The following is a 14,298-nucleotide window of genomic DNA, read 5'->3' on the forward strand; positions in this document are numbered from 1 at the left end:
CGTAGGCTGGAGGCATGGCGGAGAAGTCCTGGTCCCTCGGCCGCGCGCTGCGCGGCATGTTCGTCAAGCCCACGATCGATGAGGAGACCTGGGACGATCTCGAGACCGCGCTGCTCACCGCCGACTTCGGTCCGGACATCACCGAGCGGCTCGTCGAGGAGCTGCGCGCCAAGGTCGAGAAGTACCGCACGACCGATCCGAAGGATCTGCAGCGCATGCTGCGGGAGACGCTCGAGGAGCACTTCGCGAAGTTCGACACCACGCTCAAGCTCACCGAGCGTCCGGCCGTCGTGCTCGTCGTCGGAGTGAACGGCGTGGGCAAGACCACCACCATCGGCAAGTTCACGAAGTTCCTCCGCGGCTACCAGCGCTCGGTCGTGGTGGGCGCCGCCGACACCTTCCGTGCGGCGGCCGTCGAGCAGCTGGCGACCTGGGCGCAGCGCGCGGGCGCCGCGATCGTGCGCCCGCAGCAGCACGGGCAGGATCCCGCCTCTGTCGCTTTTCAGACCGTGGACTACGCCAAACGCGAGGGCACCGAGATCGTCATCATCGACACGGCAGGACGCCTGCACACCAAGGGCGGGCTGATGGACGAGCTGTCCAAGATCCGCCGGGTCGTGGAGAAGCAGGCGCCGATCAGCGAGGTGCTGCTCGTGCTGGACGCGACGACGGGGCAGAACGGCGTCATGCAGGCGGAGGCCTTCCTCGAGCACGCCGGGGTCACCGGCCTCGTGCTCACCAAACTCGACGGCTCCGCGAAGGGCGGATTCGTGCTCGCCGTGCAGGAGCGCACCGGCATCCCGGTCAAGCTCCTCGGCCAGGGCGAGGGCATCGACGACCTGACCGGCTTCACGCCGCACGTGTTCGTGCAGGCGCTCGTCGGGTCCTGATCAGATGATGCGGAAGAACCTGTCGGCGGCACGCGCGCGACGGACTACCGCCCTGCGGACAAGGCTGGTTTTATAGCGGTATGGCGATCGAACACGACTTCTTCGGACTGCTGTCCTCGGGACCGGACGGATCGATCTTCTGGTCCGAGACGGTGGAGTTCGGCGACCATGCCCTCACCGTGGATCTGACGGCGCCCGACCAGGAGGACGTGTCCCGCGAGTCGCTCGACATCGCGGCAGCCTTCGTGTCCGGCCTGGAAGCCATCGACGACAAGGCCCGTCGCGGCATGCTCGCCGAGGTCGACGACCGCACCAGCGAGGTCACCGAGTACATCCTGCAGCAGCAGGAGGAATTCGGCGACGAGCTCACCGACTATCTCGTCGATGTGAGCGGTGACGCCGCCGTCGACATCATCCGCTCGCTCCGCCTGATGAGCATGACCCTGCTCGTCGACGAGCACGGCGGAAGCGAGCCGTTCGCGGTGCTCGAGTACGCCCTCGACGCGGACGGCGACGACGACGTTCTGCTGGTGAACTTCGGATCCGACGGCTCGGTGCTCTCGGTCATGAGCGCCGACTGAGTCTTATCGGGGTCGTTGAGCGAGGACGCCGAAGGCGACCGAGACGAAACGCCGCCGCATGAAAGTGACCGCGTTTCGTCTCGCTCCTCGCTGCGCTCGGGGCTCGCTCAACGACCGCGAGGAGGGCTGTCTCAGACGGCCTGCGCGAAGCCGAGGTCTGCGCTGGCGGCGATGTGCGCCAGGTGCGGCGGGATCTCACGGCCCTTGGACGTCATCGACTGCGCCCACAGTCGCCCCGCGCGGTAGGACGAGCGCACGAGTGGGCCGGCGAGCACGCCGAGGAAGCCGATCCGCTCCGCCTCCTCCTTGAAGGCGACGAACTCGTCGGGCTTCACCCATCGCGACACCGGCAGGTGACGAGGTGTGGGGCGCAGGTACTGCGTGATCGTGATGATGTCGCAGCCGGCGTCGTGCAGGTCCTGCAGTGCCTGCACGACTTCCTCCGGCTCCTCGCCCATGCCGAGGATGAGGTTCGACTTCGTGATGAGACCGGCCTCATGGCCCTGCGTGATCACGTTGAGGGAGCGCTCGTACTTGAACGCCGGGCGGATCCGCTTGAAGATGCGCGGCACGGTCTCGACGTTGTGCGCGAAGACCTCCGGGCGGGCGTCGAAGATCTGGCCGAGGAACGCGGGGTCGGCGTTGTGCTCGTTCGCGAGCAGCTCGACACCGGTGTTCGGGTTGAGCTCGTGGATCTTGCGCACGGTCTCGGCGTTGAGCCATGCGCCGGTGTCGGGCAGGTCGTCGCGCGCGACGCTGGTGACCGTTGCGTAGCGCAGACCCATCTGCTGCACGCTCTCGGCCACGCGGCGGGGCTCATCGGTGTCGTAGGCGTCAGGCTTGCCGGTGTCGATCTGGCAGAAGTCGCAGCGGCGGGTGCACTGGGAGCCGCCGATGAGGAACGTGGCCTCCTTGTCCTCCCAGCACTCGAAGATGTTCGGGCAGCCGGCCTCCTGGCACACGGTGTGCAGACCCTCGTCCTTCACGAGCGAGTGCAGGGCCTTGTACTCCGGCCCCATCCGCGCCTTGGTCTTGATCCACTCCGGCTTGCGCTCGATCGGGGTCTCCGCATTGCGGATCTCCAGACGCAGGAGCTTGCGGCCCTCGGGAGCGGCGCTCATGCGGCCACCTCCGTCGCGTACTCCGCGGCGAACGCCATGGCGACCGCGTCGGCGATGTCGGCGGGGGCGACCTCTCGGCCGACCACCTCGCTCACCGTGGTGACACCGGCATCGGTGATGCCGCACGGGATGATGCCGCGGAATCCCGCGAGCGTGTTGTCGCAGTTGATCGCGAAGCCGTGCATGGTCACGCCCTGCTGCACGCGCACGCCGATCGCCGCCACCTTGTCCTCGCTGAGCGGTCGGCGCACCCACACACCGCTGCGGCCCTCGACCTGGTACCCGTCCACGCCCAGGGGACGCAGCACTTCGATCAGCAGCCGCTCCAGCCGGCGGACGTGAGCGACCACGTCCATGGGCTCCGTGAGGCGGACGATCGGATAGCCCACCAGCTGCCCCGGGCCGTGCCAGGTGATCTTGCCGCCGCGATCGACATCGACCACCGGCGTGCCGTCCTGGGGGCGCTCCTGCGGCTCCGTGCGCTTGCCGGCCGTGTAGACCGCTTCGTGCTCGAGGAGCAGCAGCGTGTCGGGGCGGGTGCCGGCGACGACCTCGGCATGAACACGGCGCTGCAGATCCCAGCCGTCGAGATACGGGACGAACGCGGGGGCGAGGCCCACCGTCTGGATGTCGAGCATGACCGATCCTTCTGATCGAGTTGTTGTATGCGGTTCAATAATAGGGGTGAATCGCCGGATCGGCGCATCGCGATACGGTGTCGTGGTGACCACCCCTGCCCGCGGCGTCGGCCGCCCCCGGGTCTCCTCGCGCGAGACGATCGCCGAGGCGGCCTGCGAGCTGTTCCTGGAGTCCGGGTACGAGGGCACGTCGATCGCCGGCATCGCGCAGCGCGCAGGGGTGAGCCGGTCGAGCTTCTTCAACTACTTCTCCTCCAAGAGCGATGTGCTCTGGTCGGGTTTCGACGAGCGTCTCGACCATGCCGTCGCGGCGCTCGCGGAGCCGGATGCGGGCGCCGACTCGGTCCGGATCGAGGCGGTGCTCGCGGCGATCCTGCAGGGGCTCGAGCCGGATCCGCTGGCGCTCGCGTTCGGCAACGCGCAGGCCATGGGTCTCGGGGAGGAACTGCAGCGCGAATCCGCCCTGCGCCAGGGCCGGCTCGCCGTCGCCCTCTCCGAGGCCGCGCGCGGTGCCGGCGTCGAGCGGATCCGTGCGGACGTGCTCGGTGCCGCCTACGCGGTCGTCGTGCTCTCCTCGCTGCGGGTCTGGGCCGAGGGTGGCGCGGGCCACGGGTCGCCACTCGCGCAGCTGCAGCACGCGCTGCCTCGGATCGCCGATCTGCACTGGGGGTGACGGCGCCGCGAGCGGGGGATCCGCTCGCGTAGAATCGGAGCACCATGGCTACTTTTGGCACCCTCTCCGATCGGCTCACCGAGACCTTCCGCAACCTGCGCACGAAGGGCAAGCTGTCCGCCGCCGATGTCGACGGCACCGTCCGCGAGATCCGGCGCGCCCTGCTCGACGCCGACGTCGCGCTGCCGGTCGTCAAGGACTTCACGGCGAAGGTGCGCGAGCGCGCACTGGGCGACGAGGTCAACAAGGCGCTGAACCCCGCTCAGCAGGTGGTCCAGATCGTCAACGAGGAGCTCGTCGCGATCCTCGGCGGCGAGCAGCGCCGTCTCGAATTCGCGAAGAACCCGCCGACCGTCATCATGCTCGCGGGACTCCAGGGGTCCGGAAAGACGACCTTCGCCGGAAAGCTCGCCAAGCAGCTGCAGGGCGAGGGGCACACGCCGCTGCTCGTCGCCGCCGACCTGCAGCGTCCGAACGCCGTGACCCAGCTCACCGTCGTCGCCGAGCAGGCCGGAGCGACCATCTACGCTCCCGAGCCCGGCAACGGCGTCGGTGACCCCGTGCGCGTCTCGCGCGACGGCGTCGAGCACGCGCGCCGGCAGCAGCACGACATCGTCATCATCGACACCGCAGGACGCCTCGGCGTCGACGCCGAGCTCATGAAGCAGGCCGCCGACATCCGCTCCGCGGTGAACCCCGACGAGGTGCTGTTCGTCATCGACGCGATGATCGGTCAGGACGCGGTCAACACCGCCAAGGCGTTCCAGGACGGCGTGGAATTCACCGGCGTCGTGCTCTCCAAGCTCGACGGCGACGCCCGCGGCGGCGCGGCGCTCTCGGTCGCCTCCGTCACGGGCCGTCCGATCATGTTCGCATCGACGGGCGAGGGCCTCGACGACCTCGAGCCGTTCCACCCCGACCGCATGGCGAGCCGGATCCTCGACCTCGGCGACATCCTCACCCTCATCGAGCAGGCTCAGAGCGCGTTCGATGAAGCTGAAGCGCTCAAGGTCGCAGAGAAGCTCGCGACCGAGACGTTCACCCTCGAGGACTTCCTCGAGCAGATGCAGCAGCTCAAGAAGATGGGCTCGATGAAGAAGATGCTCGGGATGCTCCCGGGCATGGGCCAGATGAAGCAGCAGCTCGAGGACTTCGACGAGCGCGAGATCGATCGCACCGAGGCGATCATCCGCTCGATGACGCCGGGGGAGCGCCGCAACCCCAAGATCCTCAACGGCTCCCGCCGCCTGCGCATCGCGCGCGGTTCGGGTATGACCGTGACCGACGTGAACCAGCTCGTGCAGCGGTTCGATCAGGCGGCGAAGATGATGAAGACCGTCGCCCGCGGTGGTACCCCGAACATCCCCGGCATGGGGCCGGTGCCCGGGATGGGGCGGCCCGGAGCCTCCTCGAAGCGCGGCAAGAAGGGCAAGGGGTCCGGGTCCCGCTCCGGCAACCCGGCCAAGCGCGCCGCCGAGAACGCCGGCGTCGGCAGCGGCGAGGCCGCGACCGGGTCGGGCTTCGGCCTGGGTGGTCGTCCGGCGCCGAGCGAGGCCGACATGGCCGAGATCCAGAAGCTGTTCGGCAAGAACTGACACCGACGCGCGCGGGCGCCGTGGCCGATCCGGCCCGGCGCCCGCGTTGCGTGCGGCGACGGCGCCCGGCGCGGAGATGACGGATCTCCCGGCGACACGCGCCTCGACCCGCCGAGTCCGAACCTCGCCCTCTGACACTAAAGCGTTATAGCCTTGGCGCGGCTTCGCGTCGCGTCACGGGCGCGGATCCGCCACGCAACGGAGCGCAACCTGGAGGGTGCACATGGCTGATCTGAATCGCAGAACATTCCTGACCGTCGGAGGTGTCGGGCTGGCGGCGCTGCTGACCGGTGTGCCCGGTCTCGCCGGCGCCGCAGAACGTCCCGCCGCCGGAACCGGCCCGGCCGCGCCCGTGCCGGCATCCGGAGGAACGCCGCCCGGCCCCTACACGTTCGGCTGGGCCGCCGACGACCTGCTCGCCTTCGACCCCGGTTCGACGCCGTGGGCGCGGCACCTGCGCTGTCTGATCCCACGGGCTGCACGCATCGCGCCCTTCGCCGCCACGCAGGCGCATCCCGATCTCGACCCCGCGGTGCAGCTGTCCACGCTCACGATCGACGATGCGGGGAGCATCTATGAGGGGCAAAACCAGGCGATCGGCCTGGAGGCGCAGGTGTACACGCAGCGGTACTGGTCGTACATCGACATCTGGGGCACCTGGCACGGGCAGGTCAAGGGGTCGGCGCCCATCGAGATGATCGACGGGAAGCGCACACCCGGACGACCGTACGGCGTGATCGACATCCCCAATCCGGGCTGGACCGAGGCGGCCCACAAGAACGGCGCCCGCTCCATCGGCGGCTGGTTCTGGCCTCGACCCGTCGACTTCGACGCGTTCCTCGTTCAGGCGGGTGACGGATCCTTCCCGGTCGCGGACAAGATGATCGAGATCCGCAAGTACTTCGGATTCGATGGGCTGTTCATCAACCAGGAGCGCAGCGTCAGCGCCGCGCAGATCAAGAAGTTCCAGGACTTCCTGCGCTATCTGAAGCGCACGGATCCCGACTTCTACCTGCAGGGCTACGACTCGGCGGACTTCGACAGCGGCGAGGTGAGCTACGAGAACCGGCTCAGCGAGAACAACCTGCGCTGGCTGGGCACCCCGGACGCGCCGATCTACGACTCGCTGTTCATGAACTACTGGTGGCAGGCGACGACCGGGGGCGCGGACCGCGATCTCAGCAAGAGCGCTGCATCGGCCGTCGCCGCCGGCCGCGATCCGCGCGTGGTGGGTTTCGCCGGCGTCGAGCATCAGAAGGGCGGGTTCCGGCCCGAGGAGGACTTCGGCAGCGTCGCCGGCCCAGGCCGGCCCGCGCCGACCTCGGTCGCGCTGTTCGTGGACTCTCAGATCTGGTTGAACGGGTCGTGGGACGGCGCCACGTCGACCGCGGATGGACGCGCGACGTATCGCGACCTGGAGCAGCGGTTCTGGTCCGGCCCCACGGGGAACCCTGGCACATCGGGGCGGGTCGAGCCCCGCATGCCTCCGTATCGGACCGACACGCTGAACTATCGGCAATGGGACGGCATCGCGCACTGGATCACCGAGCGCTCTCCTTACAGCGCGCTGCCGATCGCGACCGACTTCAACGTCGGCGTGGGATCCGCGTTCTTTCTCGAGGGCGCGAACGTGCGCGATCGGGGCTGGGACAACATGGGCAGCGCCGACAGGGCGCTCACCTGGCAGTTCTGGACCGAAGGCGATGTCGTCGTCACGCTCGACGAGTCCACCAGCTACGGCAGCGGGCACAGCCTCGCTCTGCGCGGCGGGGGAGTGACGCACCTGTTCAAGACCGACCTGACGGCGGCGAAGGCGATGGCGGTCGACGTCCGCGCCCAGGGGCTGTCGTCGATCGACCTCGGGATCACGTGGCAGGACGCGCCCGCGGAGATCGACTGGCGGCCGCTGACGACGTCGACGTCGGCGGGCTGGAACAGCTGGACGGGCGGGGTCGACGTACGTGGCCGACGCATCGCGCGGATCTCGCTACGGACCGGCGGGGACGGCCGTCTCGGACGGGTGTCGCTGCGAGAGGCCGGCAAGCCGCTGAAGCCCGCGACGCCGACCGGCTTCCAGGTCGCCGACGCGGGGGATGCCGGAGGCGGGCGACGGCACCTGAGCTTCGCCTGGGATCTGCAGTCCGACGCCGTCGGCTACGACGTGCTGCAGATCGGGGACGCCGGCACCACGTGGCTGGGCCGGGTGCACCGTGATGTGTTCTTCGCCGAGGCGGTCGATCTCGCCGGCGGACGGCAGTTCCAGCTCGTCGCGTTCGGCGGCGACCTCCATCGCAGCGCCCCGGTCAAGGCGGCGCTGACTCTCTGACGGGTCCGGCGCATCCCGCAGTCCGGACGTGAAAGGCGGGCCCGGAGGATCGTTCCTCCGGGCCCGCCTTGTTCATCTCAGGTCACTTCACGTCGTCGTCGACCCAGTCCATCGACTTGGTGACGGCCTTGTGCCACAGCCGCAGCTGGCGGTCGCGCTCGGCGCCGTCCATGCTCGGCTCCCAGCGGCGATCCTCCTGCCAGTTCGCGGACAGGTCGTCCAGGCCCGTCCAGAAGCCGACGGCGAGACCGGCGGCGTAGGCGGCGCCCAGGGCCGTGGTCTCGGCGACCACGGGGCGGACGACAGGCACTCCGAGCACGTCGGCCTGGAACTGCATGAGCGCATCGTTCGCGACCATGCCGCCGTCGACCTTGAGCTCGGTGAGGTCCACTCCGGCGTCGGCGTTGACCGCGTCGAGCACGTCGCGGGTCTGGAACGCCACCGCCTCGAGGGCCGCGCGAGCGATGTGGTTCTTGTTCGCGTAGCGGGTCAGACCCACGATCGCGCCGCGGGCGTCCGGCCGCCAGTACGGCGCGAACAGACCGGAGAACGCCGGGACGATGTACACGCCGCCGTTGTCCTCGACCTGACGGGCCAGCTCCTCCACCTCGGGGGCGGAGTCGATGATGCCGAGCTGGTCGCGCAGCCACTGGATGAGGGATCCGGTGACCGCGATCGAGCCCTCCAGCGCGTAGTGCGTGGGGCCGTCGCCGAGCTTGTAGCCGACGGTCGTCAGCAGCCCGTTCTTCGAGTGGACGATCTCCTCGCCCGTGTTGAAGATGAGGAAGCAGCCCGTGCCGTACGTGTTCTTGCTCTCACCGGAGTTGAACGCGGCCTGGCCGAACGTCGCCGCCTGCTGGTCGCCCAGGATGCCCGCGATCGGGGTCTCCCGCAGCAGCGAGGAGTCCTCGGCCGCGCCGTACACCTCGGAGGAGGAGCGGATCGAGGGCATCATCGACTTCGGCACGCCGAAGGCCTCGAGGATGTCGTCGCGCCACTGCAGGGTCTCGAGGTCCATGAACATGGTCCGCGAGGCGTTGGTGACGTCGGTCGCGTGCACGCCGCCGTGCACTCCGCCCGTGAGGTTCCACAGCACCCAGCAGTCGGTCGTGCCGAAGAGGAGGTCGCCCGCCTCAGCCTTCTCCCGCGCGCCCTCGACGTTCTCGAGGATCCAGGCGATCTTCGTGCCGGAGAAGTAGGTCGCCAGGGGCAGGCCGACGATCTGCTTGAACCGCTCGACGCCGCCGTCGGCCGCCAGGCGGTCGACGATGGGCTGCGTGCGGGTGTCCTGCCAGACGATCGCGTTGTAGACCGGCTTGCCGGTGGTCTTGTCCCAGACGACCGCGGTCTCGCGCTGGTTGGTGATGCCGACCGCGGCGATGTCGTGACGGGTCAGGTGCGCGCGGGTGAGAGCGAGGCCGATGACCTCCTGGACGTTGGCCCAGATCTCGGCGGCGTCGTGCTCGACCCAGCCGGCCTGCGGCAGGATCTGCTCGTGCTCCTTCTGACCGGTGGCGATGATGCTGCCCTTGCGGTCGAAGATGATGGCGCGGCTCGAGGTCGTGCCCTGGTCGATGGCGAGGACGTAGTCAGCCATGTGCAGTTCTCCTTTGAATAGCGGTTCGGGTTACTTTGCGAGGTGCAGCAGCACCGGCGAGAGCAGCGCGGCGATGGTGCCACCGAGGAGCGGGCCCACGACGGGCACCCAGGAGTACGCCCAGTCGCTCGAGCCCTTGCCCTTGATCGGGAGGATCGCGTGCGCGATGCGTGGGCCGAGGTCACGGGCGGGGTTGATCGCGTATCCGGTCGGGCCGCCGAGCGAGGCGCCGATCGCGACCACGAGGAGCGCGACGGGGAGGGCCGACAGTGCGCCGAGGCCACCGGGGGTGCCGATCTTGACATCGCCGTAGTCGGCGAACGCGAAGATCACGAACACCAGGACGAAGGTGCCGATGATCTCGGTGACGAGGTTCCAGCCGTAGGAGCGGATCGCCGGGCCCGTCGAGAAGACGCCGAGCTTGTTCGCCGGGTCGGGCTCCTCGTCGAAGTGCTGCTTGTACGCGAGCCAGCAGAGCACCGCTCCGAGGATCGCCCCGAGCAGCTCCGCGGCCGTGGCGACCGCGTAGTGGGAGAAGTCGATTCCCTTGGCGGGGTCGAGCAGGTGCTGCACGAACAGCCCGATGCCGACCGCGGGGTTCAGGATCGCACCGGAGTAGGCGGAGACGAGAACACCGGCGAAGACCGCCAGACCCCATCCCCAGTTGACCATCAGGAAGCCGCCGTTGAAGCCCTTGTTCTTCACCAGGGCGACGTTCGCCACGACGCCGCAGCCGAGCAGCAGCAGCATCGCGGTGCCGACCAGCTCGGACACGAAGTAGAGGCCCATATTCACATCAGGCATGTCGCCATTGACCTTTCGCAGAGCACCGGCCCCTCTGCCGGTGCGGTGTTCGAGTAGACGCCGAGAAGGGCGGCGCTGGGATCTCGCTACCCGCGAGCGCGGGCGGCGAGGGTAAGTCCGTGCCGGGTGTTCAGCAGTTCGCGGGTCAGTTCGATCTCACGCGCGGTACGCGCGCGGTCCCAGCCCTTGAGCGGCGCCAGGGCTTCGGCGACCTCTTCGAGGATCTCCTCCGTGACGTCACCGGTGAACGCGAGGCTCGTGCGTCGCAGGATCACGTCCTCGAGGCGCACGATCAGTTCGTTCTGCACCATCCATTCGAGTTCGCGCGTGGATAGCTGACCGCCTGCCAGTGCGGCGTCGGGCCCGTGCTCGACGAACTGCCACACCTCGGCGGCGCGGGTGCCGTAGCGCTTCAGCAGCGGTTCTGCCCTGTCTCCGGCGCCGGGCAGGTTCCGCGAGATCCAGGCCGTGCGCGCGGTGGCGTCCTGCGGGTAGTCCTTTCCTCCGCCGATCGCCCGGCCCAGGGTCGACACGACGCGCGTACGGCCCAGCAGCTCGAGGATCCTGTCGGAGAGCGATTCGCCGAGGGCGCGGAAGGTGGTCCACTTGCCGCCGACGAGGCTGAGGTGCGGGACGGCGTGACTGTCGTCGAGTTCGACGCGGTAGTCGCGGGAGACGAATCCCGGGGCCGTGTCCTCATGCCGGGGGAGCGGGCGGATCCCGCTGAACCGGTACACGATCTGGTCGCGGTTCACGTCGATCGTCGGGAAGACGTGGTGCACGAGGTCGAAGAAGTAGTCGATCTCCTCCTCGGTGCACAGCGGCACCTCGCGCGGGTCCGCGTCGATGTCGGTGGTGCCGACCATGACCTTGCCCTTGAGCGGGTAGATCAGCACGATCCGGCCGTCGGAGTGCTCGAAGAAGATCTCGCGACCGCGGGTCGCGGCGAGCAGCTCGGGGTTGTCCAGCACGATGTGCGAACCCTTCGTGCCGCCCATGAACCGGGTCAGCTCGCCCATGGCCTCGTTGGTGAGGTCGGTCCAGGGGCCGGAGGTGTTCACGACGACGTCCGCGGCGATCGGGAACTCGGTGCCGCTCTCACGGTCGCGCACCAGCACCGCGTCGCCGTCGTGTCCGACGGCCTCGACGTAGTTCAGCGCCACGGCACCGGGATGCGCGGCGCGCCCGTCCTGCAACACGTCCAGCGCGAGACGCTCCGGGTCGTGCATCGAGGCGTCGTAGTAGGTCGCGGTGTACTTGATCTTCGGATCCATCGCGGGAAGCTCGGCGAGCGACTTCTTGCGCCCGAGGAACTTGTGGCGCGGGACCATGCCGCCGTCCCGCGAGAACGTGTCATAGATGGTCAGGCCCATCTTGATGAGGAACGCGCCGCGCTCCTGCGGCTTCCCGGACTTGTGCGTGAGGAACCGCAGCGGCGCGGACAGGATCCCCGAGAAGGTGGAGTAGATCGGGATCGTCGTCTCGAGGGGCTTGACGTAGTGCGGGGCGATCCGGAGCAGGCCGTTGCGCTCGGTGACCGACTCCTTGACCAGGCGGAACTCGCCGTTCTCGAGGTAGCGGATGCCGCCGTGGATCATGTGGCTGGAGGCGGACGATGCTCCGGAGGCGAAGTCTCCGCGCTCGACGAGGACCACATCGATCCCCTGCAGGGCGAGGTCGCGGAAGGTGGAGATGCCGTTGATCCCGCCGCCGATCACCAGCACGGTGGTGCGGCCGGCCTCGCGGACGCGGCTCACCTCGGGACGTTCTGCGGCCTGGTGGATGTGGTCGGTCATCATCTTCTCCTTCCGGATTTCTCACAGCATTCCCCCAGCCGCCCGTATGGTCAAGCAAGCTGCACGAATGTGCAAGAATCGGTCGAATCGATACGCGAAGGATCCGAAATGGCTGAACGGAAGCGCCAGTCGAAGGCCGTCGCGGCTCTCACGGCGGCCCGGCTCTACTACCTCCAGGACAAGACGATGGACGTCATCGCCGAGGAGCTCGGGACATCCCGCTCCTCGGTGTCCCGCCTGCTGAGCTATGCACGCGAGGTGGGTCTCGTCGACATCCGGATCAACTCGCCGCTCGAGCATGCGGGGGAGCTGGAGCAGCAGCTGCACGACCGGCTCCAGGTCACCGCCCACGTGGTTCCCATGCCGGAGAGCGTCACCGAAGTGGAGCGCCTCGAGCGCGTGGCGCTGACGGCCGGCCGGCTGCTGACGCAGGTCATCGACTCGAACATGGTGGTCGGACTCGCCTGGGGATCCACGATCAGCGCGGTCAGTCGCGCGCTCGGACAGAAGGAGACCCGCGGCACGACCATCGTGCAGCTGAACGGTGCCGGCAACACGCTGACCAGCGGTGTGGAGTACTCGAGCGAGATCCTGCAGCGCTTCGGATCCGCCTTCGGTGCGCAGGTCCAGCAGTTCCCCGTCCCCGCCTTCTTCGACGACCCGCGCACGCGGGAGGCGATGTGGCGCGAACGCAGCACGCTGCGGGTGCTGGACCTGCAGGCGAAGATGGATCTCGCCGTGTTCAGCGTGGGGTCGCCGAGTGCCGAAGTGCCCAGCCGCGTGTATGTGGGCGGATATCTGGGTCGGGAAGACTATCGGAGCCTGCGCGATGACCGGGCCATCGGGGACGTGGCGACCGTGTTCTTCCGCGCCGACGGCACCTGGAAGGACATCGCCGTGAACGCTCGTGCGACCGGGCCGGGCCTTGACCGGCTGCGCCGCGTCGCGCGGCGATTCTGCGTCGTGGCGGGTGCGCAGAAGCTGCCGTCCCTGCGGGCGGCGATCGGAGCGCGACTGGTCACCGACGTCGTGCTGGACGAAGGACTCGCGCGTCAGCTCGTGGAGGGCTGACCCTGCGATCGCGCTCGGAACGGATCCCCGGGCGCCTCGGGCGTCGCCGTCTCAGAGCGTCTCGGGACCGGAGCGGAACTCGCGGATCAGATGATCGACCACCTCGTGCAGGTCGCCTCCGGTCGCATCGGCCACGGCGACCTGGCGCTCATAGCTGGCACCGTCGCGCAGGATGTCGGCGACCCCGCCGAACTGCGCGGAGCATTGCAAGTCCGCCGCGACCGGTGCGAGCCGCTCCAGCTCTTCGGCCAGATGCTCCCGCACGGAGCGCTGTGCGCCGGCGGCCGACACGATGACCTCGGCGTCGAGTCCGTAGCGGGCCGTGCGCCACTTGTTCTCCCTGTGGAACCACGGCGCGAGAGGCGTCAGCGTGCGCCCCTCGTCGAGGTCGCGGGAGAAGGACTCGACGAGCACCTGGGTGAGGGCGGCGACGGCTGCGAGCTCGCGCAGAGTGGACATGCCGTCGCAGGCACGCACCTCGATCGTGCCCCAGCGCGGGGCGGGACGGATGTCCCAGCGCACCTCGGTCGCGTCGGCCATCACCCCGGTGCGGACCATGTCGTCGAGGTAGCCCTCGTAGGCCGCCCAGTCCGGGAGCGGCCAGGGCAGTCCGGCCGTCGGCAGCTGCTGGAACACGAGAGCACGGTTCGAGGCGTAGCCCGTGCGCTCTCCGGCCCAGAACGGACTCGAGGCGGCGAGTGCCTGCAGATGGGGCAGATACGACGTGAGCGCGCCGATGATCGGCAGCACCTTGTCGCGGTCCTCGACCCCGACGTGCACGTGGATGCCCCAGATCATCATGTTGCGGCCCCACCACTGCGTCTTTTCGATGAGCGAGTGATAGCGGGTCTTGTCCGTGACCTGCTGGTCGTACCACTGCGCGAACGGGTGGCTGCCTGCCGAGAGCAGCTCGATGCCGGCCGGATCCGTCGCGCCGCGCACGGCCGCGATCGCGGCGGCGATGTCGGCCACCGCGGAGGACACGGTGGATCCGATGCCGCTCGTGACCTCGATCGTGTTGGTGAGCAGCTCTCCGGTGACGGTGTGCCGCTCGCCGGCGCTCGCCCCCTCGAGATCGCGCAGGAGTTCGGGCGCGCGCCCGACCAGATCGCCGGTGGCCGGATCGGCGAGCATGAGCTCCCACTCCAGTCCGACCGTGGAACGCGGCGAGGTGGCGAACTCGATCGGCATGGGGCCTCGATTCGG

The 14,298-nt window shown here is 68.9% G+C and carries 12 protein-coding genes; 6 read left to right on the forward strand and 6 right to left on the reverse strand.

The annotated features are described in order from the left end of the window. The first annotated feature begins 14 nt into the window (after nt 1–14). Nucleotides 15–890: a signal recognition particle-docking protein FtsY gene (gene ftsY / locus LXM50_RS01410; RefSeq protein ID WP_233309320.1), complete on the forward strand. Its 876-nt coding sequence runs from the start codon at nt 15–17 to the stop codon at nt 888–890. Between the two features lie 80 nt (nt 891–970). Beyond that, on the forward strand, nt 971–1,471 hold the full coding sequence (locus LXM50_RS01415) for a DUF2004 domain-containing protein (RefSeq protein WP_233309321.1): 501 nt from the start codon (nt 971–973) through the stop codon (nt 1,469–1,471). Nucleotides 1,472–1,602: 131 nt separating this feature from the next. Here the strand turns inward: LXM50_RS01415 and lipA are convergent, their stop codons facing one another. Further along, a complete protein-coding gene (lipA, locus tag LXM50_RS01420; RefSeq protein ID WP_233309322.1) occupies nt 1,603–2,592 on the reverse strand; it encodes a lipoyl synthase in 990 nt (329 codons plus the stop codon). After that, complete coding sequence (gene lipB / locus LXM50_RS01425) at nt 2,589–3,230, reverse strand: lipoyl(octanoyl) transferase LipB (RefSeq protein ID WP_233309323.1); 642 nt, start codon at nt 3,228–3,230, stop codon at nt 2,589–2,591. The genes lipA and lipB overlap by 4 nt, the downstream gene beginning before the upstream one ends. Nucleotides 3,231–3,315: 85 nt before the next feature. Here lipB and LXM50_RS01430 point away from each other — a divergent pair, with 85 nt between their 5' ends. The 3 genes from LXM50_RS01430 (at nt 3,316) to LXM50_RS01440 (ending at nt 7,824) form a co-directional block, all read left to right on the forward strand. Then, nucleotides 3,316–3,903, forward strand: coding sequence for a TetR/AcrR family transcriptional regulator (locus tag LXM50_RS01430; RefSeq protein WP_233309324.1), 588 nt, complete (start codon nt 3,316–3,318; stop codon nt 3,901–3,903). A gap of 44 nt (nt 3,904–3,947) precedes the next feature. Beyond that, nucleotides 3,948–5,498: a signal recognition particle protein gene (ffh, locus tag LXM50_RS01435; RefSeq protein ID WP_233309325.1), complete on the forward strand. Its 1,551-nt coding sequence runs from the start codon at nt 3,948–3,950 to the stop codon at nt 5,496–5,498. Nucleotides 5,499–5,721: 223 nt separating this feature from the next. Next, nucleotides 5,722–7,824 (forward strand): hypothetical protein, encoded by a 2,103-nt coding sequence (locus tag LXM50_RS01440; protein ID WP_233309326.1) that lies wholly within the window; start codon nt 5,722–5,724, stop codon nt 7,822–7,824. Between the two features lie 82 nt (nt 7,825–7,906). On the opposite strand, the gene glpK is transcribed toward LXM50_RS01440, so the two are convergent. The 3 genes from glpK to LXM50_RS01455 all read right to left on the reverse strand — a co-directional run bounded on the left by glpK (nt 7,907) and on the right by LXM50_RS01455 (nt 12,021). Continuing rightward, the gene (gene glpK, locus LXM50_RS01445; RefSeq protein WP_233309327.1) at nt 7,907–9,421 is read right to left on the reverse strand and encodes a glycerol kinase GlpK; all 1,515 of its coding nucleotides are present in this window, start codon (nt 9,419–9,421) and stop codon (nt 7,907–7,909) included. A 30-nt stretch (nt 9,422–9,451) separates the two neighbouring features. Further along, nucleotides 9,452–10,225 carry an MIP/aquaporin family protein gene (locus tag LXM50_RS01450; RefSeq protein WP_233309328.1) on the reverse strand — a complete coding sequence of 258 codons (774 nt, stop codon included), beginning with the start codon at nt 10,223–10,225 and terminating at the stop codon, nt 9,452–9,454. An 86-nt stretch (nt 10,226–10,311) separates the two neighbouring features. Further along, entirely contained in the window at nt 10,312–12,021 is a 1,710-nt protein-coding gene (locus LXM50_RS01455) for a glycerol-3-phosphate dehydrogenase/oxidase (protein WP_233309329.1), read from the reverse strand. 108 nt (nt 12,022–12,129) lie between these two features. On the opposite strand from LXM50_RS01455, the gene LXM50_RS01460 reads away from it, so the two are divergent. Continuing rightward, nucleotides 12,130–13,092: a sugar-binding transcriptional regulator gene (locus LXM50_RS01460; RefSeq protein WP_233309330.1), complete on the forward strand. Its 963-nt coding sequence runs from the start codon at nt 12,130–12,132 to the stop codon at nt 13,090–13,092. A 51-nt stretch (nt 13,093–13,143) separates the two neighbouring features. Here the strand turns inward: LXM50_RS01460 and LXM50_RS01465 are convergent, their stop codons facing one another. After that, nucleotides 13,144–14,283: a glutamate--cysteine ligase gene (locus tag LXM50_RS01465; RefSeq protein WP_233309331.1), complete on the reverse strand. Its 1,140-nt coding sequence runs from the start codon at nt 14,281–14,283 to the stop codon at nt 13,144–13,146. Nucleotides 14,284–14,298: the final 15 nt, after the last annotated feature.

Source organism: Microbacterium sp. Au-Mic1, from assembly GCF_021341785.1.
Lineage (GTDB): Bacteria > Actinomycetota > Actinomycetes > Actinomycetales > Microbacteriaceae > Microbacterium.